The organism is Taklimakanibacter deserti, from assembly GCA_003574785.1.
In genome coordinates, this window is sequence record QORU01000022.1 from 15,775 (window position 1) to 40,964 (window position 25,190).

23 protein-coding genes and 1 pseudogene are annotated in these 25,190 nt (G+C 63.3%); 10 read left to right on the forward strand and 14 right to left on the reverse strand.

What is annotated here, in order from left to right:
* Window positions 1-26 precede the first annotated feature (26 nt).
* The 6 genes from DS839_RS32625 to DS839_RS32650 all read right to left on the reverse strand — a co-directional run bounded on the left by DS839_RS32625 (window position 27) and on the right by DS839_RS32650 (window position 7,812).
* Window positions 27-2,045 carry a CocE/NonD family hydrolase gene (locus DS839_RS32625; protein WP_119274734.1) on the reverse strand — a complete coding sequence of 673 codons (2,019 nt, stop codon included), beginning with the start codon at window positions 2,043-2,045 and terminating at the stop codon, window positions 27-29.
* Window positions 2,042-3,517: an aldo/keto reductase gene (locus DS839_RS32630; protein ID WP_119274735.1), complete on the reverse strand. Its 1,476-nt coding sequence runs from the start codon at window positions 3,515-3,517 to the stop codon at window positions 2,042-2,044. Before DS839_RS32630 ends, DS839_RS32625 begins: the two co-directional genes overlap by 4 nt.
* A 78-nt stretch (window positions 3,518-3,595) precedes the next feature.
* A complete protein-coding gene (locus DS839_RS32635; RefSeq protein ID WP_162918957.1) occupies window positions 3,596-4,897 on the reverse strand; it encodes a sn-glycerol-1-phosphate dehydrogenase in 1,302 nt (433 codons plus the stop codon).
* Window positions 4,881-6,359, reverse strand: coding sequence for a xylulokinase (locus DS839_RS32640; protein ID WP_119274737.1), 1,479 nt, complete (start codon window positions 6,357-6,359; stop codon window positions 4,881-4,883). The genes DS839_RS32635 and DS839_RS32640 overlap by 17 nt, the downstream gene beginning before the upstream one ends.
* A gap of 12 nt (window positions 6,360-6,371) precedes the next feature.
* Window positions 6,372-7,034 carry a class II aldolase/adducin family protein gene (locus tag DS839_RS32645; protein ID WP_368912055.1) on the reverse strand — a complete coding sequence of 221 codons (663 nt, stop codon included), beginning with the start codon at window positions 7,032-7,034 and terminating at the stop codon, window positions 6,372-6,374.
* Window positions 7,035-7,047: 13 nt separating this feature from the next.
* Window positions 7,048-7,812, reverse strand: a complete 765-nt coding sequence (locus DS839_RS32650; RefSeq protein WP_162918958.1) for a DeoR/GlpR family DNA-binding transcription regulator — start codon at window positions 7,810-7,812, stop codon at window positions 7,048-7,050.
* 145 nt (window positions 7,813-7,957) lie between these two features.
* Between DS839_RS32650 and DS839_RS32655 the strand changes: the two genes are divergently transcribed.
* The 5 genes from DS839_RS32655 to DS839_RS32675 all read left to right on the forward strand — a co-directional run bounded on the left by DS839_RS32655 (window position 7,958) and on the right by DS839_RS32675 (window position 12,477).
* Complete coding sequence (locus DS839_RS32655; RefSeq protein ID WP_119274739.1) at window positions 7,958-9,145, forward strand: ABC transporter substrate-binding protein; 1,188 nt, start codon at window positions 7,958-7,960, stop codon at window positions 9,143-9,145.
* A 49-nt stretch (window positions 9,146-9,194) separates the two neighbouring features.
* Window positions 9,195-10,301, forward strand: a complete 1,107-nt coding sequence (locus DS839_RS32660) for an ABC transporter ATP-binding protein (protein WP_162918959.1) — start codon at window positions 9,195-9,197, stop codon at window positions 10,299-10,301.
* Window positions 10,298-11,161, forward strand: coding sequence for an ABC transporter permease (locus DS839_RS32665; RefSeq protein ID WP_368912056.1), 864 nt, complete (start codon window positions 10,298-10,300; stop codon window positions 11,159-11,161). The genes DS839_RS32660 and DS839_RS32665 overlap by 4 nt, the downstream gene beginning before the upstream one ends.
* Window positions 11,158-11,979 (forward strand): ABC transporter permease, encoded by an 822-nt coding sequence (locus DS839_RS32670; protein WP_368912057.1) that lies wholly within the window; start codon window positions 11,158-11,160, stop codon window positions 11,977-11,979. Before DS839_RS32665 ends, DS839_RS32670 begins: the two co-directional genes overlap by 4 nt.
* Before the next feature lie 63 nt (window positions 11,980-12,042).
* The gene (locus tag DS839_RS32675) at window positions 12,043-12,477 is read left to right on the forward strand and encodes a transglycosylase SLT domain-containing protein (RefSeq protein ID WP_119274741.1); all 435 of its coding nucleotides are present in this window, start codon (window positions 12,043-12,045) and stop codon (window positions 12,475-12,477) included.
* Window positions 12,478-12,519: 42 nt separating this feature from the next.
* Here the strand turns inward: DS839_RS32675 and DS839_RS32680 are convergent, their stop codons facing one another.
* Window positions 12,520-12,708, reverse strand: coding sequence for a hypothetical protein (locus DS839_RS32680; protein WP_162918960.1), 189 nt, complete (start codon window positions 12,706-12,708; stop codon window positions 12,520-12,522).
* Window positions 12,709-12,825: 117 nt separating this feature from the next.
* Here DS839_RS32680 and DS839_RS32685 point away from each other — a divergent pair, with 117 nt between their 5' ends.
* Window positions 12,826-13,722, forward strand: a complete 897-nt coding sequence (locus DS839_RS32685) for a LysR substrate-binding domain-containing protein (RefSeq protein ID WP_119274743.1) — start codon at window positions 12,826-12,828, stop codon at window positions 13,720-13,722.
* Here DS839_RS32685 and DS839_RS32690 read toward each other — a convergent pair.
* Window positions 13,712-14,356, reverse strand: coding sequence for a TetR/AcrR family transcriptional regulator (locus DS839_RS32690; protein ID WP_119274744.1), 645 nt, complete (start codon window positions 14,354-14,356; stop codon window positions 13,712-13,714). The two genes, DS839_RS32685 and DS839_RS32690, sit on opposite strands and share 11 nt — an antisense overlap.
* Window positions 14,357-14,415: 59 nt before the next feature.
* Between DS839_RS32690 and DS839_RS32695 the strand changes: the two genes are divergently transcribed.
* The 3 genes from DS839_RS32695 to DS839_RS32705 are packed head-to-tail and all read left to right on the forward strand — an operon-like array spanning window position 14,416 to window position 16,630.
* The gene (locus DS839_RS32695; RefSeq protein WP_119274745.1) at window positions 14,416-15,273 is read left to right on the forward strand and encodes a cupin domain-containing protein; all 858 of its coding nucleotides are present in this window, start codon (window positions 14,416-14,418) and stop codon (window positions 15,271-15,273) included.
* Complete coding sequence (locus tag DS839_RS32700) at window positions 15,270-16,163, forward strand: ROK family protein (protein WP_119274746.1); 894 nt, start codon at window positions 15,270-15,272, stop codon at window positions 16,161-16,163. The genes DS839_RS32695 and DS839_RS32700 overlap by 4 nt, the downstream gene beginning before the upstream one ends.
* Before the next feature lie 47 nt (window positions 16,164-16,210).
* A complete protein-coding gene (locus tag DS839_RS32705) occupies window positions 16,211-16,630 on the forward strand; it encodes an OsmC family protein (protein WP_119274814.1) in 420 nt (139 codons plus the stop codon).
* A gap of 24 nt (window positions 16,631-16,654) precedes the next feature.
* Here DS839_RS32705 and DS839_RS32710 read toward each other — a convergent pair whose 3' ends face one another.
* The 4 genes and pseudogenes from DS839_RS32710 to DS839_RS32730 form a co-directional block, all read right to left on the reverse strand.
* Entirely contained in the window at window positions 16,655-18,172 is a 1,518-nt protein-coding gene (locus tag DS839_RS32710) for an ABC transporter substrate-binding protein (protein ID WP_119274747.1), read from the reverse strand.
* A 17-nt stretch (window positions 18,173-18,189) separates the two neighbouring features.
* A pseudogene (locus DS839_RS37220) lies at window positions 18,190-20,151 on the reverse strand (dipeptide ABC transporter ATP-binding protein).
* The gene (locus DS839_RS32725) at window positions 20,148-20,951 is read right to left on the reverse strand and encodes an ABC transporter permease (RefSeq protein ID WP_368912062.1); all 804 of its coding nucleotides are present in this window, start codon (window positions 20,949-20,951) and stop codon (window positions 20,148-20,150) included. The pseudogene DS839_RS37220 and the gene DS839_RS32725 overlap by 4 nt, the downstream one beginning before the upstream one ends.
* A 29-nt stretch (window positions 20,952-20,980) precedes the next feature.
* A complete protein-coding gene (locus DS839_RS32730; protein WP_119274751.1) occupies window positions 20,981-21,919 on the reverse strand; it encodes an ABC transporter permease in 939 nt (312 codons plus the stop codon).
* Between the two features lie 230 nt (window positions 21,920-22,149).
* Between DS839_RS32730 and DS839_RS32735 the strand changes: the two genes are divergently transcribed.
* Window positions 22,150-22,998, forward strand: a complete 849-nt coding sequence (locus tag DS839_RS32735; protein ID WP_119274752.1) for an IclR family transcriptional regulator — start codon at window positions 22,150-22,152, stop codon at window positions 22,996-22,998.
* Here DS839_RS32735 and DS839_RS32740 read toward each other — a convergent pair.
* Both DS839_RS32740 and DS839_RS32745 read right to left on the reverse strand, forming a co-directional pair.
* Window positions 22,995-24,128, reverse strand: coding sequence for an ABC transporter ATP-binding protein (locus tag DS839_RS32740; protein WP_119274753.1), 1,134 nt, complete (start codon window positions 24,126-24,128; stop codon window positions 22,995-22,997). The genes DS839_RS32735 and DS839_RS32740 overlap by 4 nt on opposite strands.
* Window positions 24,128-25,189, reverse strand: coding sequence for a Gfo/Idh/MocA family protein (locus DS839_RS32745; RefSeq protein ID WP_119274754.1), 1,062 nt, complete (start codon window positions 25,187-25,189; stop codon window positions 24,128-24,130). The genes DS839_RS32740 and DS839_RS32745 overlap by 1 nt, the downstream gene beginning before the upstream one ends.
* Window position 25,190 lies beyond the last annotated feature (1 nt).

The window sequence follows — 25,190 nt, forward strand, 5'->3', positions numbered from 1 at the left end:
AATTGCGGCGAGCTTGGCAACCCGGTCTATAGGTGGTCGCGCGGGATGCGATAGGACCATTCGCGCGAGAAGGGGACTTCATCGCCTTCGCGGGCGATGAGCTTGCCGCTGAGCACGAGCTCTGTGCGTGTGACGCTCATCGCCGTCTGGGCCTCGATCGCGATGTGGAACCCGTCGCGGGCATATTCCTTGCGCCATTTCGTTTCGGCCGTCGCCGACAGCGGGTCTTCCGGATGGATGCGGTAGCGGCGCTCGGCCCTGACGCCATAGGTCCAGTTGAAGGCGTCGACCTGGGTGAGCCCGTCATCCTGCAGGCGATACATCTCGACATCGCCGGACTTGAGATCGCGGGTGATGGTGAAGGCGCTGGCGCCCTGGCGCAGAGATGTCTTGCGCAAGGCCGGCGCATTCTCGGCCGGCTCGAAAGGCCTGAGCGTCGCATCCTCGGGACGCGGCGCCCGCGCCGGCAGATCGAGATGGCTGGCGCCGGTCGCGACGGAGAGCGTCACCGGCTCGGGCGATGGCCAGACGATCGGCCAATAGGACGTTGAGAGGGCGAGGCGCAAGCGGTTGCCGGCGCCGATGCGCTGGCCGCAGTCATTCATGCGGAGCCCGACGCGATAGCGCTTGCCGGGCGCCAAGGCCTTGAGATCGACATGCCCGTCGCGATGGGTGAGGTTGAGAAGGCCGTAAGTGAGCCTGGTGGCCGAGCCATCGGGCAGGACTTCCGACAGCGTGGCGGCAATGAAGGCATTGGGCCGGTCGGCGGCGATGTCGAGATGGAGCACCGGTGCGCCCAGGAGATCGAGAGGCTCATCGAAAGGGGCGCTGTCGAAGACGAGCGAGCCGCCCGCTTCCTCGCGCTGGTCGCCCGGCTCATCGGCCTCGAGTCCATAGGGACACCATTTGCCGGCGGCGAGGCCGATCGTCTGCGGCGATGAGATGGACAGAGCCGTCTCCGTCTTGCCGGGCGCTTCGGCAAGGACGTGATCGCCCAGCGAAAGCCGGAGCGGCCGGGCGCCCTCGATCGGCCAGCTTTCCTCAGCGACCCAGCGCCCGGGCCGCTCCTTGTAATGGGTGCGGGGCGGCACCGGCTCCTGGATCCAGGCCCTGACTGCGGGCTCCTCCATGATGCCGGTCTCCACGCCTTTCAGCCACGTGTCCCACCAGCGCAAGCTCTCCTGCAGGAAGCCGATACGCGGGCCGGGCTCGGCAAAATTGGGATATTTATGCGCCCAGGGGCCGATCAGCGCCTTCTTCGGGCAGCGGAGATGCTCCATCATGCGGAAGATCGCGTTGCTGTAGCCATCCATCCAGCCGCCGACGAGATAGATCGGGCATTCGATCGCGCCATAGTCTTCCGAGATAGAGCCATGCTTGTAGAAGTCGTCGCGGCGTTGCCGGCGATGCCATTCCTCGAGCCAGAAGCCCGACTCCTTGAGGCGGCCGAGCCATAGCTCGCGCCATTTGTCGCCGACGAGCTCGGGGTCGGGCGGCGTCGCATTGATGCTGAACATCGTCGAGCCCCAGGTAAATTTGTCGACGAGAAGGCAGCCGCCCATGAAATGGATGTCGTCGGCATAGCGGTCGTCGGTCGAGCACAGCGAGATGACCGCCTTGAGCTCGGGCGGCCGTCGTGCCGCGATCTGCAAGCCGTTGAAGCCGCCCCAGGAGATGCCGATCATGCCGACGGCGCCGGTCGACCAGGATTGCGCCGCGATCCACTTCAGCACCTCGAGCGCGTCATCCTGCTCCTGCTTGAGATATTCGCCCTTGAGCACGCCTTCCGAATCGCCTGCGCCCCGCATGTCGACGCGGATCGCGGCATAGCCGTGGCCGGCGAAATAGGGATGGTTGAGCGCATCGCGCTCGGTCGTGCCGTCGCGCTTGCGATAGGGCAGATATTCGAGAATGGCGGGCACCGGTTTCTGTTCGGCGTCCTTCGGCAGCCAGATCATCGCCGAGAGCTTCACGCCGTCGATGAGCGGGATCTCGGCATGCTCGATGAGGCGGATGGCGCGGGGAAAATCGGTTCTGGTCTTCATCGCTCGACAATGGCCTCCGCCTCGATCTCGACGGCATAATCGCCGATCAGGCCAGAGGCCTCGAGGAGCGTATTGGCGGGCCTGATGTCGCCGAAGACCCTTCCATGGGCCTTCGACACTTCTTCCCAGTCATTGCGGTCGCGCAAATAGACGCGGGTGCGCACGACGTCCTCCATCTCGGCCCCCAGCGCCTCGATGCTGGCGCGGACCTTGTCGAGAATATAAACGGTCTGGCTCGCGGGGCTACCTGGTGCGATCACTTCACCAGCGCCATGGGTGGCGGTCGTGCCCGACACCAGGATGCGCTCGCCGATGCGCACCGCGCGGCTGTAGCCGGCGAGCGGTTCCCAGATGCTGCCCGTATCGATGCGCCGACGCGCCGGCCGTGCCGGCATGGGTTGCGCCTGATAGACTTTCGGGAAGGCCTTGAGGTGATGGCTGAGGTCGCCGGAGGCGGTGAGGAAAGGCGGCTTTCGGTATTCGTCGCCGCAATCGCCGGGAAGGGGCGTGCTCTGCGCCAGCGCATCCTCGAGGAGGCGATGATCTTGCTGGTCGAGGGCGAAACCGAAGACTTTCAGATTGTCGGCCCGGTGCTCGCGCTCACCAAGCCGCGCCCCGATGATGACGCCGGCGACAGCTTTCTGCTCGAGCACCCACCGCGTCGCGACATTGCCGATCGAGACTCCGTGCCTTTGGGCGACCTTCGCGGCTACGGTGAGGATCGCCTGCAGCACGTCCCAGCCGCCGACCTGATCGACGAAGCGCAGATATTTCATCGTGCTCCAGTCGGCGACGTCGCGGGGCCGCGCCTTGCCCAGCCATTTCTCGGTGAGAAGCCCGCCGGCGAGCGTGCCATAGGCGAGAAGCCTGACGCCGTATTTCACGCAGAAGGCGCTCATGTCGCCTGCGGCGCGCCGGTCGAGCAGCGAGAAGCATACCTGGTTGGTGACGAGCGGGATGCCGTGATCATGGAGCAGGCGCGCATGGCCGGTGTCGAAATTTGTCGTTCCCAGATGGCCGATCAGGCCCTCTTCCTTGAGAAGCGCCAGCTCCTTCATCGCATCGACATAGCCCGGATGCTGGAACATCCACCAATGGAACTGCAACAGATCGATCTTCGCGACGCGCAGGCGCTCGCGCGCCCGATCCACTGCGGCGCGCACGACGTCGCGCGTCATGGGTCCGGGCGTCGGACACCATTTAGTGGCAAGCACCGGCTTCGCCGATTTCACCTCGCCTGAGCGGTGGAGATCATGGAAATGGCCGGCGATGATTTCCGCACTGCCATAGTGATCCGCCATGTCGAAGGTGTCGAAACCCGCTTCGGCATAAGCCTTCATCTCGCGCGCCAGGGGTGCCGGATCGAGCGTGCGTCCATCCTTTTCCATGTCGGCGATCTGCCACAGGCCGGAAAGGAGGCGGCTGATCTCGAGATCGGGAGCGAGCTTGATGCGGTCGGGACGGAGGGTCATATCAATGAATTACCCCCACCCGGCGCTTCGCGCCACCCCAGGCGCGCCGTTATCTTGTTTTCCGTCCAATCAAGGAAACTAGAGCGTCGCGAGCGACGGCTGAAGCCTTCCGCAACTCGCCGCCAGATCGAGGAAGGTGAAGCGGTCGCGGATCTCCCGGCAGCGCAGGAGGGCTTCTTCATAGAAGGGGCGGGGAAGGTGCACCTCTTGCGGCGTGACCGGCGCACCGGCCGCAATGAGCACCTGGCTCAGACGATCGGGCGAGAGCGAAATGGCCGCGATGCGGTCCGCCATTTTTTGCCAGGAGCAGGCGATGCGGTCGTTCACCATCTCGATCCTTTCGCGTTCCAGGCGCTTTCGCGCATAATCGCTCCAGCAGGATTGTCCGAGCGTGACGCCGTAGCGGGCGATGAAATCCGCTTGTGTTTCCGTGTCCGGCTTGAGGATCGGGCGGGCCTCCAGCATCCGCTGCTGCAGGCGCGCCATGGACAGCGTCGTCACGCCGATCTGCTCGCCATGATAGACGAGCGGGCGCGCGGGGTTTCCGAGCATGTCGATATAATGGCTGATCAGATGCTCGCCCTGGCTTGCGGGCGCGCTCGTGCCGTAAATCGCGGTGCCGAAGCCCGAGAGCACAAGGGTGCGGACGAGCCGCTCCATCGCCGCGATATCGCCGGCCATGAGCGCCGCCGATTGATCGAAGAGCGGCGCTTCGTCATCCTTGAGCAGCGCATAGGGAAGCTGCCGGTAAGGCTGGTCGAAAAGGAGATGCGCCAGGAGCCAGTCGGCTTGCGCCGTCGCGCGGCACAGGCTGTCGCCGAGCCCCGATCGGATCAGGCGGCTGGGTGCTGAAGCCAGGATGGCGAGATCGAAGAAGGCGCCGCAGGGCGCCTGGGCGGGAAGGGACTTCTTATGCCCGTGCTCGGTGATCGCGGCATTGACCGACGTGTAGCCGTTCATCGAGGGCGCGGTCGCGAAGACCGCATAGGGTTTTCCGTCGAGCGCGCTGACGAATTTGCACAGATCGTTGATGGTTCCCGAGCCGACCGCGATCAAGGCGCCCGCCATCCTTGTCGCCTTGCGGATCGCCGCGACCGTCTTCTCATCGGCATGGGGTACTTCCGGAAGCACGATGCTCTGGACATGAAAGGCGCCGAAGAGCGCTCGCTCGATCCTCTTGCCGAGGACTTCATAAGTGGTCTTGTCGCTCACAATGGCGATATGGGGATCGAAGCCGAGGCTTCCGACGAGATCGCGCTCCATCCCCTCGAGCGTCGGCGCGATGACGAGCGAACGCGTCGCGACGCCTTGCCGGCCGAGTCCGTCCGGATCTTCATAGGTGCCGTCGAGAAGCTGAGCGATCTTATCGGTTGTCGACATGGGCGTGGGAGGGTTGTGGGACGAGCGATTTGATGGCCGCGAAGAGCTGCCGGTAGCGCTGATAGGATCGATCGAGTGTGGCAGCCGCGCCGGCATCCGGCGTGAGGCAGCGGACGGGGGCTGCCAGATGGGACGCCGCATCTTTGATATTGGCGAAGGTCCCCGCCGCGACACCGGCGAGCATCGCGGCACCGATGATCGAGCTGTCGGAATGCTGCGGCAGAAACACCGGCAGACCTGAGATATCGGCGCGCAGCTGCGCCGAAAGCCTGCTGCGCGAGCCTCCTGCCAGGAACCTGATCGAAGATGGCCGAGCGCCCAGCGTTTTGAGACGCGTGAGGACGTCGCGCATGGCGAAGCCGCAGCCTTCGAGAAGCGATCGGGCGAGATGCGAGGTGCCATGTGCCGGCGTCAGGCCGTAGAAGCAGCCGCGCGCTCCGGCGATCCATTCGGGCGCCATGGCGCCGGTGAGGGCGGGAAGGAAGACCACGCCGTCGGAACCGGAAGGCGCCATCGCGGCGATCGCGTCGAACGCGTCGTAGCTCTCGATGCCGAGCAGGTCTTTGAGCCAGGTGACGGCGCCGCCGGCGAGCCAGCCGGGGTTCTCCACGAAATAGCCGCCGGCCGGATAGGCATGGGTTTCGACCAGGCATTGGGCGTCGATGACAGGCTCGGCGAACAATGCGCCCACCACTTCGCCGGTGCCGAAGGCAACCGAGACCTCTCCGGCTTCGACAAGGCCCGCGCCAAGCGGTGTCGAGAAATCATCGCCTGTCCCGACCGCGACCGGGATGCCGGCAGGCAAGCCGGTGAGAGCAGCACCCTGGGCGTTGAGCTTGCCGGCGCAGTCGCCGGACTGGGCGAGCGACGGCAGCTCGGCGCTCGTCACACCGAAGGCCGAAAGCAATGCCGCATCGTAGTCATGGGCGCGGAGATCATAGAGCATGCTGGTCGAGGCCAGGGCATGATCGATGACTGCAATGCCGGTCAGGCGCTCGACGATATAGGAAACGGGCTGGTGATAGCGTGCCGTCGAGTTCATATTTCCTTGTCGCTTCAGCCAGCGGATCTTGGCGGCGAGATGGCTCGCATCGGCGACGATGCCGGTGACGGCGTGAAGGCGATCCTTGTCGATGTCGGCGAGTTCCGCCTGGGCGCGGCGGTCCATCCAGGTGAGGCACGGGCCGTGGGGCTCGCCTTGGCGGTCGACCGCGATGCAGCCGTCAAGCTGGCCGCAGACGGCAAGGCCGGTGACGTGGCGTGCCGTCGCTCCAGCCGCGGCAAGCGCATCCGTGATGGCGGGTCGCAAGGCTCTTTCCCACAGGAGCGGATCCTGCTCGGCCCGGTCAGGTCCGGGGAAAAGGGGGTGATAGCAGCGGCTCGCGGCGCCCTGCACGGCAAGTCTGAAATCGGTCACCGCGACCTTGAGGCTCTGCGTCCCGATATCGACACCGACCAGCATGCCGCTTTGGGCCTAGCAACAGCTCGGCGCGCGCTTCTCGCTCACCTGGCCATAGCTTTTGAACTTCTGCATGACGCGTTCGATCTCGTCATCGGGGAGGATATGCGGAACGCCCACTTGCAAGGCGCGCCAATATTGCGCGGCGAGGGTTTCGATCTCGACCGCGAGCCATGCCGCCTTCTTGAGAGTGGGTCCGACGCAGACCATGCCGTGATTGGCGAGGAGGCAGGCACGTCGGTTTTCGAGCGCACCGACGATATAGTCGGCGAGCTCCTGCGTGCCCCAGGTGACATAGGGAACGCAAGGCACGCTCGGCCCGCCGGCGGCGGCGATCATGTAATGGACGGCGGGAATCTCGCGGCGCAGGATGGAGAGCGACGTGCAGAACATGGAGTGAAGGTGGATGACGGCGCCCACCTCCGGCTTCTTCGCCATGATGTCGCGATGAAAGCGCCACTCGGTCGAGGGCTTGCGCGGTCCTTGATGCGAGGCATCGACCTTCATGAGGACGATGTCTTTGGGCTTCATCTCGTGATAGGGAACGCCTGAGGGTGTGATCAGGAAGCCGCCATCGACGCGCGCGCTGATGTTTCCCGATGTCCCCTGATTGATGCCCTTGTCATTCATGTAAATGCAGGTCGCGATCATCTCGCGGCGCAGGGCTTCGTCTTGCATGGTGATCTCCCGGTTATTGATTGGCGGCGATCAGCACTTCGACCGCCAGCGGCGAAAGCGCTTCCGCCATCTCCGCATCGGGTTCGCGATCGGTCACCAGGTAATGCGCCCGCTCCAGGCTCTGCACCTGGACCGGCGCATAGCGGCCGAATTTTTGATGGTCGGCGACGACGATGACGGTCTGCGCCGATTGCAGCATGAGATTGTGCAGTTCGGCCTCTTCGCGGCTGAAATCCATGAGCGTGCCGCGCGGCGATATGGCGCCCGCGCCGATGACGGCGAAATCGGCGAAATAATTAGCCAGCATCTGCGTCGAGTCACGGCCGAGGCAGACCTGGTTCTGCGCCTGGATCTCGCCGCCGATAAGATGGACCCGGTTGTTGTTGCGACCGCTGAGCTTGAGGGCGCTGGCGACGCAATTGGTGAAGACGGTGAGACGCTGACGCTGCACCAGTTGATCGGAGACGCTCTGCACCGTGCTGCCTCCGGCGAGCAGGATCGAAGCGCCGTCCGGGATCATGCTTGCCGCGAGATGTCCGATGGCCTGCTTGCCGTCGACATTGGTGGTCTGGCGCACCGCGATGTCGGGTTCCTGCGATTCAAGGGAGACGGCGCCGCCATGCGTCTTGCGCAGCTTGCGCTGCTCGGCGAGGGTGAGAAGATCGCGTCTGATGGTCTCGCGCGAGACATTGAGCCGGCGCTGGATTTCGGTGATCGAGATCGACCGGTGGGTCTTCACCAGCGATAGAATGTGGTTCTGACGCTCCTCCGCAAGCACACTGTTCTCCCATTGCATTGAAAAATTTGACGAATTTTCTGTATGTGCAAAGATGTGGCATTTATAGCATTTTCTTGTATTATCTAGCAATAATGTTGTAATTTGTGCAGACAAAAATAATCACACGCATCAGGAGGGAACGGAAATGTCGACAATGAAGGAGATGTATCGCCGAAAGCTATCGCGGCGCGGCGCGTTGAAAGCAGGTAGCGCGGCCGCCTTGGGCGCCTTGATCCTGGGCCGTCCGGGCCCGTTCATTGGCAATGCCAAGGCTGCGACGCCGACGCTCAGGCTGCTGATGTGGCAGCCTTACGCGATCAAGGAGACGATCGCCGCCTTCGAAGACAAGTTCAAAGCGAAATTCGCGCCGACCTTCTTCGACGGCAATTCGGAAGCCTTCAACAAGCTGAAAGTCGGCGGCACCAAGGATTTCGACATGGTGATGGCCGACGGCTTCTGGCCGCGCCTCTATTTCCGCCAAGGCCTGACCAAGGCGCTCGACTATGGCAAGATCGCCAATATGAGCGGGGTCTTCCCTGATTTCCTGCCCGACAAATTCGTCCTCCTGGCCGATGCCGAGGGCAAGAACAAAGTGGCGGCGCCCAATTGCTGGGGCGGCTATGGCATCACCATCAACAGCTCTGAGATCGCGAAGGAAGACGTGGGCTCGATCGAGCTGCTCCTCAACAGCAAATATGCCGGGCGGTTCTCCACCAACTCTCGCTTCGAGGAGAATATCGCGCTCATGGGCATATTGGCCGCGACGAAGCTCGGCACCAAGGATGGTCCGCGCCCGGACGGCAAGCCGTTCAATCCCTATCAGCTCACTGATGACGAGCTGGCCGAGACCAAGCGTCTGCTGATCGAGCAGAAGAAGCTGCTTTTGACCCGTTATCAGGATTATGACGCGCTGGAGCGCCTCATGCGCGCCAAGTCCGTCTGGGCCGCGCCGGAATTTGCCGAAAGCTATCGCAAGCTGACCGTTCTGCGTCGCGAGGGCAAGGTCGATTTCGATGTCGAGCATGTGCTGAAGCCCAAGGAAGGCGGGCTCGGCTGGGTCGATACCTGGATGGTGAGCGCCGAGGCCGATAGCGAGCGCACCGAGCTCGCCCATGCCTGGATCAATCTCTTCCTCGAGAAGGAGAACTACGTCCGCGTGGTGCGCTCGACCGGCTATGGCGGCGTGGTCGACGTGCGCTCGCTCATGTCGGAAGACGAGATCGCGCTATATTTCCAGAACCGCAGCGCCGAGGCGAGCCAGCTGCACATGTTCGACCAGCCGTCCTCGCCGGAGAAATGGGAACGCATCTGGTCGGATGTTGAAGCGTCCTGAGGCATCAGCGCCGGTCCGCGAGGGTTCGGCGCCCCGGCATGGAGAAGCGATGACGCGTGTGAATGGGCAAACGGCATCGCTGTCGCTTCAGTCCGTCGCTAGGCATTTCGGTCCCGTGAGGGCGGTCGACGGCATCGACCTCGATATCGGCCAGAGCGAGTTTTTCTCGCTTCTGGGGCCGAGCGGATCCGGCAAGACAACGCTGCTCAGGATCATTGCCGGATTGGAACGGCCGACATGGGGGCGGGTGCTGGTGAACGGCCGCGATGTGACGCCGATGCCGCCTTATCGCCGGCGCATCGGCATGGTGTTCCAGAATTTCCTTCTCTTCCCGCATAAGACGGTGGCGGAGAACATCGTCTTTCCCTTGCGCATGCAGGGGATCGAACGGGCCTCGCGCGACGAGAGGTTGCAATGGGCGGTCAAGCTCCTGCGTCTGGAGGGGCTTGCCGCGCGATATCCCCATGAACTGTCGGGCGGCCAGCAGCAGCGCGTGTCCTTGGCGCGCGGCCTGATCGCGAGGCCCGCTCTTCTCCTGCTCGATGAGCCTTTGGCCAATCTCGACCGCGAATTGCGCGCCGAGATGGAAGTCGAGATCCGCCGTTATCAGAAGGAGCTCGATATTCCCTTCGTCTATGTCACCCACAATCAGGAAGAGGCGCTCACCATGAGCGACCGGATCGCCGTCATGCGCAACGGCGTGATCGAGCAGGTGGGCCCGCGTGATGACGTCTATCGCAAGCCCGCGACCGCTTTCGTCGCGGCCTTCGTCGGCCAGTCGAACCAGATCGCCGGCACGGCCGAGACTGTCGCGGGCGAGACGCTTGCCTTGACCTGGCAAAGCGAGACGCTCCACCTGCCGCATCGGGGCGGCATTTCCACAGGCGATAAGGTTCGCTTTTTCATCAAATATGAGGACATCGAGGTCGCGGCGGCGCGTTCCCGTTCCCGCAAAGGCGACGATGGCAAGGATAATGCCGTCGCCGGCCGGTTGCGCGACGTCATCTTCAAGGGTCAGACGGCGAACTACATCGTCAGCATGAAAGATGGCAGCGAGGTCATCGCCAGCGCCTCGTCGCGCGATCGGAAGGTGAAGATCGGCGAAGCCGTCGTCATCCGCTGGCCGGCGACGGCCGGCATGTGCTTCAAGCCATGATGCGCCGCCTGCCGCCATGGCTGCTGCTTGCCGGCCCCGGCATGCTGTTCATTCTGGTGATGCTCCTCCTTCCGCTTCTTGCCGTCTTCGTCTTCAGCTTCTGGCGCACGGAAAGCTACGAGCTCTATGCCGATTGGAATTTGGACAATTACCGCGTGCTGTTCGGAGAGCCCGCTTATCGCACCTTCCTGCTGCGCTCCGTCGTGGGCGCTCTTCTGGCCTCGCTGATCTGCCTCGTCTTCGCCTGGCCGGTCGCCTATTTCATCGCCCGCCATGGCGGACGCTATCGCCTGCTCCTGGTCCTTCTCATCGCCGCCCCGTTCTTCACCGGCCTCATTCTGAGGATCGGCGCGCTGCAAGGCATTCTGGGACCGGGCGGTCTCATCAACATGGCGCTCGGCATGATGGGCTCGGCCCCGATTGCAGCCTTGATGTACACCCAGACCGCCGCGATGATCGGGCATGTCTATCTCTTCGTGCCCTTCATGGTGACGGCCATCTATCTCTCGCTGGTCAACTTCAATTTCGATCTGCTCGAGACGGCTAAGATCAACGGCGCCGGCCCGCTGCGCGCCTTCATCGAGGTGACATGGCCGCTCAACTGGATGGGCACCTCGATCGGCCTGGTGCTCGTCTTCATTCCCTGCCTGGCCTCGGCCGTGACGCCGCGCTTCCTCGGCGGTCCCAATGCCACGTCATTCGGCATGAGCCTCGGCCAGCAATTCGGCGAGACCGGAACCTGGGCGCTCGGCTCCGCGATGGGCGTGGTGCTGTTCGGGGTCTCCCTTCTCGTCATTGCGGTGATGGGGCTTTCGGTCAATGCCAAGCGCAGCGGTTACACTGGCAGGGGGAACGCGTGACGTCGGTCGGCGACAGAGCCCAGGGATTGCGCCGCCTCATCATGAGCATGCTTCTTCTCATGCTTTACATCTTTCTCTATGCCCCGATCCTCTATGTCGTCTATGCGTCCTTCTCCCAGGATATCGTCTGGCCCTTTCCGCCCACCTTCACAACCGATGCTTATGCGGAGTTGTTCGGGAATTCACTCTATTCAGATGCGCTGAGCAACAGCCTGCTGATCGGTGTCGGCAGCGGCCTCGTGTCGACCGTGCTGGCGACGTTGGGCGTCATCGGCGTGTTGCGCTTTCCTTCGCGCTGGCGCGTCCTGGTGCTGATCGCCTTCCTGGCGCCGCTCTTCGTGGCCGAGTTGCTGATCGGCATTTCCTCGCTCGCCTTCAATGCCCGCATTCTGGGCCTGCCCGGCAATCTCGTCTCGGCCATCCTGGCGAATGCAGTGGAAGGCACGGCCTTCGCCTTCCTCATCGTGCTGGCCCAGCTCGTGCGCTACGATTGGCAGATGGATGATGCCGCCATGGTGTTCGGCGCAAGCCCGGCGTGCTGTTTCTGGGAAGTCACCTTGCCGACGATCTGGCCGAGTCTTCTCGGCGCATTCCTCATCAGCTTCATCCTGGCCTTCAACAATCTCGAGATCTCGTTCTACAATCTGGGCGCCATTCCCACCCTTCCTTCTGTCGCCTGGGGTTCGCTGCGCTTTGGCTTGGGCCCGGAACTCTTCGCGCTGGCGGCGCTGACCAACGGGCTCGTCTTCACGGTATTCGCCGTCATGTATGTCCTGATGCGCACCGGCATCGTCAAATTCGGCTATCGCGGCGGCTGACACAGCGGACTTGCTGGCGCTCCCGGTACTCTGTATGGGGATCGAAAGACTTGGCGAGGGGTAATGTTTTCAAAAAGAGCTGTCATTTTCTGCCTGGCAATCTTCCTGAGCCTGCCGGGCGTCGCCCGCGCCGAAGTTGCCCTTGAGGTCAAGGCGGCGATCGCCGGATATTCAGCCCTGTATGGCCTGCCGGAGGAGCTCGTCCATCGCATCGTCAAGCGCGAAAGCAAGTACAATCCCAAGGCCTATCATCGTGGCCATTGGGGGCTCATGCAGATCAGATACGACACCGCGCGCAGCATGGGCTATCGCGGTCCCGCCAAGGGCCTTCTCGATGTCGATGCCAATCTGAAATACGGTGTGAAATACCTGGCCGGTGCCTATCTCGTCGCCGGCGGCAATGCCGAAAGGGCCGCGCGCTACTACCGCAGCGGCTATTATTATGTCGCCAAGCGCAAAGGCCTTCTCGAAGAGGCGGGGTTGAAGCGCAAGCGCTGAGCGACGATCAGGCCGGACCTCGAAAGATCCGGCCCGATCGGGTCAGCGATGCTGGTCGGGAAGCATCAAGGCGCGATCGCTGTCGAAGCTCGCCCGGTAATAGGGCGGCAGATTGAGATCGGCGAGATCGTGACTGCTCAAATTCAGGCTTTCGAGCCGGGGAACCCGGGCACGGCCGGCATTGCCGCGGCCCAGGGAGAACAGCCGGAAAAGACGGGTTGTCAGTGTCATGGCGGGCCTCATTTCTTCCTGTAAGAGCCATCGAATTGATATTGAATATGAGCCCTGTTTTTCATGGTTTCCAACGCGAAATCTGGTATGAGTCATCAAACAGTTTGATGGCTCCCCATGACTGAAGCTCCTCCCTTGCAGGCCGTTAAGGTCTTTGACGCGGTCGCCCGCCACCTGAATTTCACCAAGGCGGCAGACGAGCTCAACATGACCCAGTCGGCGGTCAGCTATCAGGTCAAGCTCTTGGAAGGATTCATCGGCGCGCCCTTGTTCGTGCGCCAGGCGCGCGGTGTCGCTCTGAGCGAGCATGGCGAGAGCGTGGCGCCGCTGGTGCGCCGGGCGCTCAATGATCTGACCCAGGCTTTCCAGTCGGCCAAGGCCGAGACCGCCGATCTCCTGGTGATCTCGACCATGCAGACTTTCGCCTCGAACTGGCTCGCCCCGCGCATCGGTAATTTTCAGATGGCCAATCCCGATATTGCGGTCCGCCTCGACGTCTCCAACCATCTCGTCGATTTCGAGCGCGATCGTGTCGATGCCGCCATCAGATCGGGCAAGGGAGGATGGCCCGGCCTCAAGGATCATTTGCTGGGCGGTGGAAATTTCACCATCGTCTGCAGCCCGGCCTATTATGAGCGCATCGGCAGTCCGAAAACACCAGCCGATCTCAGCGACTGTATTTTCATCGGCCCGCGCGATGAATGGTGGCCGATCTGGTTCGCCGCCGCAGGGTTGAAGCCACCCGCCGCCTTGAGCCGGCCCGGTGTCGATGTCGAGACCCAGCAAATGGCAGCGGTGCTCGCCTTGGCCGGACACGGCTTGGCATTGGTGCATCCAAGTTTCGTCGCCGAGGAGATCAAGACGGGAAAGCTCCTCCAGCCTTTCGCGCTGATGGCCTCGACCGGCTTCAATTATTATCTGGTCTATCCTGAAACCAACCGTCTGCCGCGCAAGACGCAATTATTCAGGGACTGGATCCTGGCCGAGGCCGGGCAGACGATTCTCACTCGTTGACGCGGCGCAGCGCGCCATTGGCGGGCTGACTGTCGGGCGAAGGGGCGCCGCGATGCTCGACTGAAGGAAGGTTCTCCAGTCTCGTCCAGGCGAGGAGCCTTTCCGCGACCGCCTGCTTGAGCTTCGGATCGTAATTCATGAGATTGAAGCTCTCGGCGAACCACAGGCCGTCATTGGCCATGCGGATGATCGAGGCGAAGACCGGATCGAGGCCGTCGGCTTGAATGGCGGCCTGATGCCGCTGGCCCTGCTGGCGCACCGGCTCCACGCGTTCCGGGAAATTGGTGAGCGCTGCGGTGATGGCGCCATTGACCTTGTCGAAGGTCTTGCCGGTGATCGCCTCGCCATGGAAGGTCGCCGTCACATAGGCGCGGATCTTGCGGCCGAGCGGCTCCTTGTCCTCGTGGATGGCATCCGCCCAGGCAGTGTCGAAGCGCGCCACGAAGCGCTCGATCATGGCCGAGGTCAGGGCCTCCTTGCAGTCGAAATGATAGAGGGTGGTGCCCTTGCTCACCCCGGCTTCGGCGGCCAGCGCGTCGAAAGTCAGGGCATTCACGCCATCCCGATCGACGATGATCTCAGCCGCATCGAGAATGAGATCGCGGGTATTCCGCTTGGTCTTGCCTTTCCCCATGGTTCTACTATACCGTCTGGTCAGTACAAATCAAGAGTCTTCGTCCAGGCGGAGTATTCATGGCCTACAAGTCCTCGCCACGCCCCAGTTTTTCAGCCGCGACGCATATTCCCTATGCGGGCGTCACGCGCTTTCTGTGGGGCGACGAGACGGCGGGCTTCGTCGATGACTGGATCTATGCCTCGACCGACAAGATCCATCAGCTCGTCTTCGGCCTTCCGCCTTTTGGCGCCTTCCGCCATTCCCCGGACCGGCCCACGGTGTTCGGCGCCGATGAGGTTCTCTATGTGCTGGAAGGCACTTTGGGCTCCGCCAACCCTGAGACGGGCGAGGTCCATGTCGCGCAAGCGGGCGAAGCGATCTTCTTCCGCAAGAATACCTGGCATCACGGCTTCAGCCTGTCGCTTGAGCCTTTGCGCGTGCTCGAATTTTTTGCGCCGCCGCCCTCGACCGGAACATCGGGGCCTTATGCCCGCACCCGGCCTTATGTCGAGACATCGAAATATCGGCAGAGCGATTTCATCGGGCGCTGGCCGATGGCGAGCGCCGAGCAGCGCCAATCGGCGACGATGCGGGTGATGCGCGATGCCGATCTCCTATGGGAACTGGACGGCAAGGATCAGGGCGTTCTCACCGGCCTCTATGCATCGACCGAGCATCTGACCGTTGGCCGCTGCACGGTTGTGCCGGGGCGGGCATCGTCGCTGCACAGCCATTCGGGTGACGAGGGTCTCTATCTTCTCTCCGGCACGCTCAATGTCCTCGTTCCTGAGCAGGACGGGCAGACCTGGTTCGAGATCCATCCGAAGGACGGCTTCTTCCTGCCCGCCGGGACGAAGCATCAGTATTGGAACATGGGCAAGGATCCGGCAGTCTTCGTCTTCGGTGTCGCGCCGCATTATGGAGCGCCGGCATGAAAAACGCGCACCAGGCGATCGGGATCGACATTGGCGGCAGCAAGACGGCCATCGGTCTCATCGATCTCGACAGGGGCAACGTCCTTCGCGAGGAAGTCTTCGACACGCCGGCGCTTGGCGAAACCGGCGAAGCCTATGTCGCCAGGATGAAAGACGGCGTGGCGCGGCTGCGGGCGGGCACCGATGTGGTGAAGATCGGCATTGGCGTCTGCGAGCTCGTCGACAATTCGGGGCGGATCGTCAGCGCACATCGCGTGAAGGTCAATGAGGCGCAATTATACGCAGCCTTCAGCGACTTCCCGGCCTTGGTGATCGAATCCGACGTCCATGCGGCCGCTCTCGCCGAAGCGCGCTTTGGCGCCGGCCAGGACTTGGCGCAATGGGTCTATGTGAATGCCGGCACCGGCATATCGAGTGTGCTGATGCGCGGCGACGATTGCTATAGCGGCGCCCATGGCTGGGCCATTTGCCTCGGCATGAGCCCGATCGATCTCGCCAATGGTGCAGCGGGAAGCGAGCCGCATGTGATCGAGGATCGCGCCGGAGGTGCCGGTCTCGTGCGCGAGGCGCGCGAGGCGGGGCTCGCGCTCGATAGCGCCGCCGAATTGCTGGCTGCCGCGCAGGAGGGCGACCCCCAAGCGATCGGCGTTCTCGAACGCGGCGGCCATGTCCTCGGCAATGCCATTGCGCTCCTCGTCAACATGCTCGATCCGCAAAGGGTGGTCGTGGGCGGCGGCCTTGCCAGCCTCGATGGTCCTTATTGGCGTGCCCTCGGCGAGGCCGCGCGCCTCAGCATCTGGCATCGCCCGGCCAAGGACGTGCAGATCCTCAAGGCGCGCCTCAAGAGCAAGGCCGGCGTGATCGGTGCCGCCCTCGCCAATGGCCGGTGATCGGTCTACAAGCCTCGTCATAGTCAATTCGAAAACGGAATGAGATGATGAAGGCGCGCGCGCAGTGGCTCGAGGGCAGGACTTTCGTAGGTGAATCGGGCAGCGGCCATGCCGTTGTTATGGATGGCGCGCCCGAGGCGGGCGGCCGCAATCTCGGCATCAGGCCCATGGAAATGCTGCTGGTCGGGCTCGCCGGCTGCACCGCCTTCGATGTCGTGCATATTCTCGAGAAGGGCCGTGAGGCGGTGACCGCCTGCGACGTCGAGGCGACGGCGGAACGCGCCCCGACCGAGCCCAAGATCTTCACCGCCATCCATCTCACCTACAAGGTGAAGGGCCGCAATCTCAAGGAAGCCGCGGTGAAGCGCGCCATCGACCTCTCCGCTGAGAAATACTGCTCGGCCTCGATCATGCTGGCCAAGACGGCGAAGATCACCCATTCCTGGACGGTGGAAGAGGAGGGGTGAGACCCCTCCTCTTTTCGTCCGTGCTTACTTCTTGTCGGTGTCCTCGAAGAAGAACCGGCCCAGCGGATTCTGGTGGAAGTCGGTCACGTTCTTCCGGCAGCCATTGATGAACGGGCTGTAGTAGAGATCGATCCAGTTCACGTCTTCCTTGGCCATGGCCTGAAGCTCGGTATACATCTCCTTGCGCTTCTCGGTGTCGGCCTCGACCCGCGCCTTTTCCACCAGCTCCTTCACCTTGTCGTTCTTGTAGCGGGTCATGTAGTTCAGATTGGAATCATGCCCGAGGACGAAAGTGGTCTTCTGGTCGGGATCGAGGATGTCGTTGGTCCAGTAATTGGTCGCGAGCTCGTAATTGCCGTCGACCAGGGTCTGCCAGATCTGGCTCGCATCCATTTTCTGGATGGTGACGGTGACGCCGGCCTTGGCGAGCTGCTGCTGTAGCAGGATCGCGATCTGCTCGTCGACGACGTCGCCGGCTTGCGCCAGATAGCTGAGGGCGAGACCCTCGGCGCCCGCATCCTTCAGGAGCTGCTTGGCCTTTTCGGGGTCGTAGGGACGCGCGAGATTCTTGTCGTTATGATAGAGGGCGCCCGCCGGGATATAGGAATTGGCGACCTGGCCCAGTCCGAAGGTCACGGTATCGACGATCGCCTTCTTGTCGATGGCGAGATCGAGCGCCTCGCGCACTTCCTTTTTGCCCAAGGCGCCTTTCTCATGGTTGATCAGGAGCGCGTCCTCGCGTGTCGAGGGCGCGACCAGAATGTTGAGATTGGGATCCTTCTTCAGCTCGGCCTCTTTCGAGAATGGAACGAAGATCGAGCAGTCGATCTCGCCCGCCTGGAGCTTCAGCATCCGCGTATTGTCGTCGACCAGCGAGATCCATTCCACCCCGTCGAGCTTGACCTTGTCGGCCTCCCAGTAGTTCGGGTTCTTTTTGAGGATGACGCGATCGCCGCGCCGCCATTCCGCCAGGCTGAAGGCGCCTGACGCCATGGGCTTCTCGGCATAGCCCTCATCGCCCGCCGCCTCCACCGCCTTTTGCGACAGGATCGAGACGCTGGGCATGGCGAGCAGCGACAGGAAGGCGGCGATCGGCTGATCGAGAGTCACGACCAGCGTCTTGTCGTCCTTCGCCTCGGCAGTCTTGATCATCTTGAAGGAATCCTTCAGTACCGAGGCGGGATTGTCGCGCAGCCGCACGATGGAGAACACCGCATCCTGGGCGGTGATGGGCGAGCCGTCCTCGAACTTGGCGTCGCGCAGCTTGAAGGTGTAGGTGAGGCCGTCCTTCGAGGCTTCCCAGCTCTCGGCGAGGCCCGGCTCGAGCTTGCTGCCGGTCTTGTCGACCCGCACCAGCACGTCATACATGCTCGAGATCACCCAGAAGTCGACATTGAGCGCTGTCCGGGTGGGATCGAAATTCGTCGAATCCTCGCGCCGCCCGACGGTCAGCGTGCCGGAAGCCTCGGCGAGGCTTGTCGCGGCGATTGCGCCGGCGAGGACGAGGGCTGAGGCGGTGATCAGTTTTCGTGGCTTCGGCATTTGATCGTCTCCCTTGGTTACTGCGTGGCTTCGTCATAAAGCAGGCAAGCGGCGCGCCGCCCCTCGATGCGCCGGAAGGATGGCGCGCCGCCCGATCGGCATTTGTCCATCACGTTCGGACAGCGCGGATGAAAGGCGCAGCCCACAGGCAGGTTGAGCGGGCTCGGCGGCTCGCCGGTGAGAAGGGCTGCGGCGACAGGCCGGTCGGGATCGATGTCGGGCACCGAGCGTATCAAGGCTTGCGCATAAGGATGTTTTGGGCTGGTGAAGATTTGATGCGTCGGCCCTTCCTCGACGATGCGCCCGAGATACATGACGGCGACCCGGTCACACAGATTGCGGACCACGGCCAGGTCATGGGTGATGAAGATCATCGCCAGGTCGAATCTGCGGCGCAGGTCGATGAGCAGATTGATGATCTGCGCCTGGATCGAGACGTCGAGCGCGGAGAGGCACTCATCGGCGACGATGAGCTTGGGTTCGACCGCAAGCGCGCGGGCGATGCCGGCTCGCTGGCACTGGCCGCCCGAAAGCGTCGCCGGCTTGCGCGCGGCATGTTCCGCGGAGAGGCCGACGAGCGTCAGGAGCTCCTCGACCCGTGCCTTCACGTCCTGGCGTGTGGTCTTGCCGTGGACGAGGAGGACTTCGGCTATGGCCGCCCCGATCGTCATGCGCGGGTTGAAGGCATTGTGCGGATCCTGGAAGATCATCGCGGTCTCGCGCCGCAGTGCGAGCAGGCTGCGCGGCTGGTCCGGGTCGACCGGACGGCCGGCGAAGGCCACGGTGCCGCCGCTCCTATGGGTGAGGCCCAGGATCGAGCGGGCGAGTGTCGTCTTGCCGCAACCGGATTCGCCGACGAGCCCCAGGGTTTGGCCGGGCTCAAGGGAAAGCGTTACGTCCGCGACGGCGGAAACGGATTTTCTCCCGTTCAGGAATCCGCCCGCCGAATACTCGACGCTCAGGCGATCGACGGTGAGGAGCGATGCCGTCATCTACGCCGCCTTCCCGCTCAGAACCGCGTGACACGCCACGATATGGCGGCGGTCGATCGTCACGGCCTCGGGGACGTCGTGGCTGCAGCGCGCCATGGCCTTCTCACAACGGGGATGAAAGCGGCAGCCCGAGGGATAGGACGTGACCGAGGGCGGTTGCCCCGGGATATTGGCGAAACTGCCGCCATTGCCGATGCCGGCGGAAGGCTGGCAGGCGATGAGCTTCCGCGTATAGGGATGGCGCGGCGCCTTCAGCACCTCCCGCTTCGGGCCGCTTTCGCACAAGCGCCCGGCATACATCACCGCCACCCGGTCGCAGGTCTGCGCCACGACGGCGAGATCGTGGGTGATCAGGATCGCGCCAAGGCCGCGCCGGTCGCGCAAATCGAGCAGCAGACGCAGGATCTGCGCCTGGATAGTGACGTCGAGCGCCGTCGTCGGCTCGTCGGCGATCAGGAGATCGGGGTCGCAGGCGAGCGCCAGCGCGATCATGGCGCGCTGGCGCATGCCGCCGGAAAACTCGAAGGGATAGTTGTCGACGCGATTCTGTGGGTCAGGAATGCCGACCTGGCGCAGAAGTTCGACCGCGAGGGAGCGTGCTTCTGGGGCCGTGATCTGCTTGTGGACCTTAAGCGTCTCGCCGATCTGCTTGCCGATGCTCATGATCGGATCGAGATGGCTCGAGGGGTTCTGGAAGATCATGCCGATGCGCCGGCCGCGGATCTTGCGCAGCTCGGCTTCTTGCGCCTTGGCGATGTCGGTGCCGTCGAGGCGGATTTCGCCGCCGGTGATCTTGAGGTTGCTGGTCGGAAAGAGCCGCATCAGCGCCCGGCAGGTCACGGTTTTGCCCGAGCCCGATTCGCCGACCATGCCCAAGATCTCGCCGCGCTCCACCGTGAAGCTGACCGCATCGACGATCGGCTGAGCGATGCCGTGCCGGATGGAGGCGATGCTCAAGTCGCGGACCTCGAGAAGCGGCGCGCTCATTCGCGCACCCCCAGCAACTCGCCGAGACCGTCGGCCGCCATGCTGAAGCCGAAAGCGAGGATGACGAGCGCACAGCCGGGGAAGGTGGTGATCCACCAGGCGGTGGTGATGAAGGCCTGTCCTTCCGCGATCATGATGCCCCATTCGGCGGTCGGCGGCTGGACGCCGAGGCCGAGATAGCTCACCGCCGCACCGCTCAGGATGACGAGCACGATGTCCGACATCGAGAACACGATCGAGGCGACGAGCGCATTGGGCAGGATGTGGCGCAGCATGATGCGGGCATGCGAGAAGCCGAGGCTCTTGGCGGCGGTGACGAAGTCGCTGTGCTTGAGGACGAGCACTTGCGCGCGCACCAGGCGCGCATAGGACACCCAGCCGACAAGGGCGATGGCGATATAGAAGCTGAGGAGGCCGGGTCCTAGATAAGCGATGATCGCCAGCATCAGGACCAGGAAGGGGAAAGCGAGGACGATATCGACGATGCGCATGAAGATCGCATCGGTGAGCCCGCCGAGATAGCCCGATGTCAGGCCGATCGCGGTGCCGATGATGAAGGGGAACAGGACGCCGAAGAAACCGATCTGCAGATCGACGCGGATCGCCCAGATGACGCGCGAAAAGACGTCGCGGCCAAAATTGTCGGTGCCGAAGAGATGAGCGAGACTCGGCGGCTGGAGCGCATTGGGGGTGTCCTGCGCGATCGGATCGAAAGGCGCCACCCAAGGTGCTGCGAGCGCCAGCAAAAGGGCCGCCGCGATGATGGCCATGCCGAGCACCAGAGGCATCGGCAGGTCCATGCGCCGGTTGGCGGTGGTCCAGGCGAGGCTCATAGGCGCACTCTCGGATCGGCGGCGACGGTCAGGAGATCGGCGATGAAGTTGACCGCAACGCTCGCCACCGCGAAGGCCATGGCGACGCCCTGCACGACCATGAAATCGCGCGTGAAAATCCCGCGCACCAGGAGCTGGCCGAGGCCCGGCAGCGAGAACACCGATTCGACCACCACAGTGCCGCCGATCAGCCAGCCGATATTGACGGCGAGCAGGTTGATGGTGGGGACGAGCGAGTTCGGCAGGACGTGGCGAAAGAAGATTACGCTTTCGGGCAGGCTTCGCGCCCGCGCCGCCAGCGCGTGATCGGACGACATTTCCGCCAGGATGCTGGCGCGAAGATTGCGCGTCAGCACGGCCGAAAGGGCGAGAGCGACCGTGACGCAAGGCAGCACCATGTGATGCAGCCGGTCGAGGGCGTCTTCGCCATAGCCTGAGACGGGAAACCAGCCGAGCTTCACGCTGAACACGATGATCAGCATGATGCCGAGCCAGAAAGCGGGAAAGCCCAGGCCCGCCGTCGAGACGAGCCTGATCACATGATCGAAGAGCTTGCCGCGCCTGCCGGCGGCGAAGCTCGCCAGCGGAACGGCGATGAGCACCGCGAGGACGACGCTGCCCAGAACCAGGAACAAGGTCGGCGCCAGGCGCTCGGTGATGAGCTGCAGGACGTCGACCCGGTAGAGGATCGATTTGCCCATCTCGCCCTTGAACAGGTTCTTGATGAAATAGAAATATTGCAGCCACAGCGGCTCATCGAGGCCGAACTGGGCGCGGATGCGGGCGATGGCCTCGGGCGTGGACTTCGTGCCGAGAAGCACGCGCGCCGGATCGCCCGGGATCGAGCGCACCAGCAGGAAGGTGATGATGCTGATGCCGACGAGCACTGGCACCAGCTGCAGCGGCCTTGTGAAGACGAAGCGGAAGCGGTCCATGGCCTCAGCCTCCGGGCATCATCGCCGGGAATCGCAGGGGAAGACACATCGCGCGGACATGTCCTGACAAGTCTTGCCCGTCACTTCGAAATATACCTCCCCACCCGACCGTCGCAAAGAAAGCCGCAACGGTCACTTTTTTCTGACTTATTGCATTGTAATATCTTCTACTTTAATACAATAGCATCACTCCGGGCTCGATCAAGCTTCATGAAGTCAAGGGACGATTGATGGGAACCGGTCCCGTTGCTCCGACGGAAGGCACTGCCCCGGCTCTCTCGACCGCGCCTTCGGAGGCGATCGAAGCGCGGAATTCGCTTTATGTGACGTCGATCGAGAAGGGCATTCGGGTCATGAATGCTTTCATGGGCGAACGCTCGCTGGGCCTTGCCGATGTGGCGCGCAAGACCGGCCTCGATATGAGCGCGGTGCAGCGTTTCGTCTTCACCTGGCAGGCGCTCGGCTATTTGCGCAAGGACGAGCGCACGCGGCGTTATCATTGCTCGCCGAAGATGCTCGACTGGGCGCTGCTCTATCAATATTCCGATCCGCTCATCGTGATCGCCGCACCTGCCCTCCTGGCGATGGTCGAGGAGACGGGGCAGGCGGCAAATCTGGGAAGGCTCATCGACGCGGAGGTGATCTATGTCTCGCGCATCCCGAGCCGCCGCGCCCGCCTGGTCGGACCGGTGATCGGCGACCGCGCGCCCGCCTTCTGCACCGCCTCCGGGCGCGCCATCATGTCGAGGCTCGATCCGGCCGAGGTCGAGGAGATTCTCGACGCGGCGCCGCGCCGGCAGTTGACGCGTCACACCATTGTCGATCGCGACGAGATCCTGGAGCGTGTCGCGCAAGCGCGCAGCGACGGCTTCACCATCGCCGTGGAAGAATGCCTGCTGGGCGAGATCACCGTCGCCGCTCCCATCACCAGCACGCTGGGCAGACCGGTCGCCTCGGTCAATCTGTCGATGCGGACCGGCAATTTCACCGCCGAGCGCGTGCGTGAGGAAATGGCGCCGGTGATCGTCAATACCGCCTCGGTGATTTCCGAAGCCTATGCCCGCTCCGGTCAGTTCTAGCTCCGCAAAGCGAGCCCGGTCTCAGGATCGAAGAAATGCGCGCGATCCATGTCGACGCCCATGGTGAGCGGTGCGCCGCGCTCGGGAAGGAAACGCGGATCGATGCGCGCCGTGATGCGGTTGGATTGCTCGCCCTTGAGGTCGAAGAAGACATAGGCATCGGCGCCGGTCATTTCGGTCATCAGGACCTCGCTGCTGAGGCCCCCCGGTGACGGATTGGGATAGAGGAAAGCCTCCGGCCTGACGCCCAGTATGAGCTCGCGGTCGATCGATTTTGCAAGATAACGGCGCACCGCAGCCTGCGCCGCGGTGAGGGGCAGGACCATGTCGGTGCCGGCGATGACGCAGCCGAGCGCCCCATCCTGGCGCACCGGCCGCGCTTTGAAAAAATTCATCGCCGGCGAGCCGATGAAGCCGGCGACGAACAGATTGACCGGATTCTCATAAAGCTCGCGCGGCGCGGCGCATTGCTGGAGATTGCTTTCGCTTTCCTCGGTGACCGGCTTGAGCACCGCGACGCGATCGCCCATGGTCATCGCCTCGACCTGGTCATGGGTGACATAGAGCGTCGTGACGCCGAGGCTGGCATTGAGCAGCTTCAATTCGGCGCGCATCTGCACGCGCAATTTGGCATCGAGATTGGACAAAGGCTCGTCCATCAGGAAGCATTGCGGATCGCGCACGATGGCCCGGCCCATGGCGACGCGCTGGCGCTGACCGCCCGACAGCGATCCCGGCCTCTTGCGCAAATAGGGCGTGAGATCGAGGGTGCGCGCCGCCTGCTCCACTTTCTGCCTGATGATGTCCTTGGGCACTTTCCTCTGCCCGAGGCCGAAGGCCATGTTCTCGAACACATCCATATGCGGATAGAGCGCGTAGTTCTGGAACACCATGGCGATGTCGCGGTCGCCGGGCCCGAGATCGGTCACATCCTTGCCGCCAATGGCGATGCGTCCCTGAGTCAGCGTCTCGAGGCCGGCGGCGCTGCGCAGGAGCGTGGACTTGCCGCAGCCCGAAGGACCGACAAGCACCAGGAATTCGCCGTCCTTGACCTCGAGATCGACGCGCGACAAAGCGAGCGTCCCGTCGCTGAAGCGCTTGCCGACCGAGGAGAAGCTCAAGGACGCCATCAGCGCGCTCGCTTCGGCAGCTTGACGCTCTGACCGGTCTTTGCCGCCTCTTCGATGGCGGTGAGCACGCGGGTGACCTGAAGCCCGTCCTCGGCATCGGCGAGGACCGGCGCATCGAGCGTCACCGCATCGACGAAGCGCGCGATCGCTTCCATGACGAAGCCGCCGATGCGCCCGCCGGCGGCCGGCGTCACGCCCAGCATGTCGCCGGCACGCAGGCCCGCGCCGGCATATTTCTTGAAGGTGCCGTTCTGCGCCGTGCTGATCTCGACCGAGCCCTTCTCGCCGACAATCTCCATCTTGAAATCGAAGACGAGCGGCAGATCGCGCGGCAGCACCCAGCTGTTCTCGAGCGAAGCGACCGCGCCATTGTCGAATTCGAGAAGAGCCATGTGCACATCCGCCGTGTCGACGCCTTGTCCGGCAAGAAAGCCATGGCGTTTCATGGCCTGGACGCGCACGACTTCGGCATCGAGCGTGAAGCGCAAGGCATCGACGGCGTGGCTGCCGATGAACCACAGGGCGGAAGATTTCGCCGCCCAGCTCAGCATGTCGAAAGGCACGAACAGCGTGTTGGAGAGTCTCGCCGAGGCATGGAGCGGCAGGCCGATCTCGCCGGCGCCGATCGCTTCCTTCATGGCATGGACGGCCGGATTGACCCGGTTGTGGAAGTCGATCATGACCTTGACCTTGCTCCTGGCGGCAAGGGCGGCGATCTTTTCCGCTTCCTCGAGCGTGGTGGCGAGCGGCTTCTCGCTCAAGACATGCTTGCCGGCCGCGAGTGCTGCCATGACGATGTCGGCATGGGCAAAATCGGGCGTCGCCACGGTCACCGCCTCGATTTCTGGATCGGCGATGAGCTCGCGGTAATCCGTATAGGCCTTGGGCGCGCCGAACTGCTCCTGCATCGCCTGTGCCCGTTTCGGATCGAGGTCGCAGACCGCGGCGAGCTCGGCTTGCGGTAGGGCATTGAGCGTCTTGCAATGGAAGGAGCCCCACAATCCGGCACCCACGACGCCGAACTGGGTTTTCGATTTCGATGATTTCGCGGATGTGGTCATG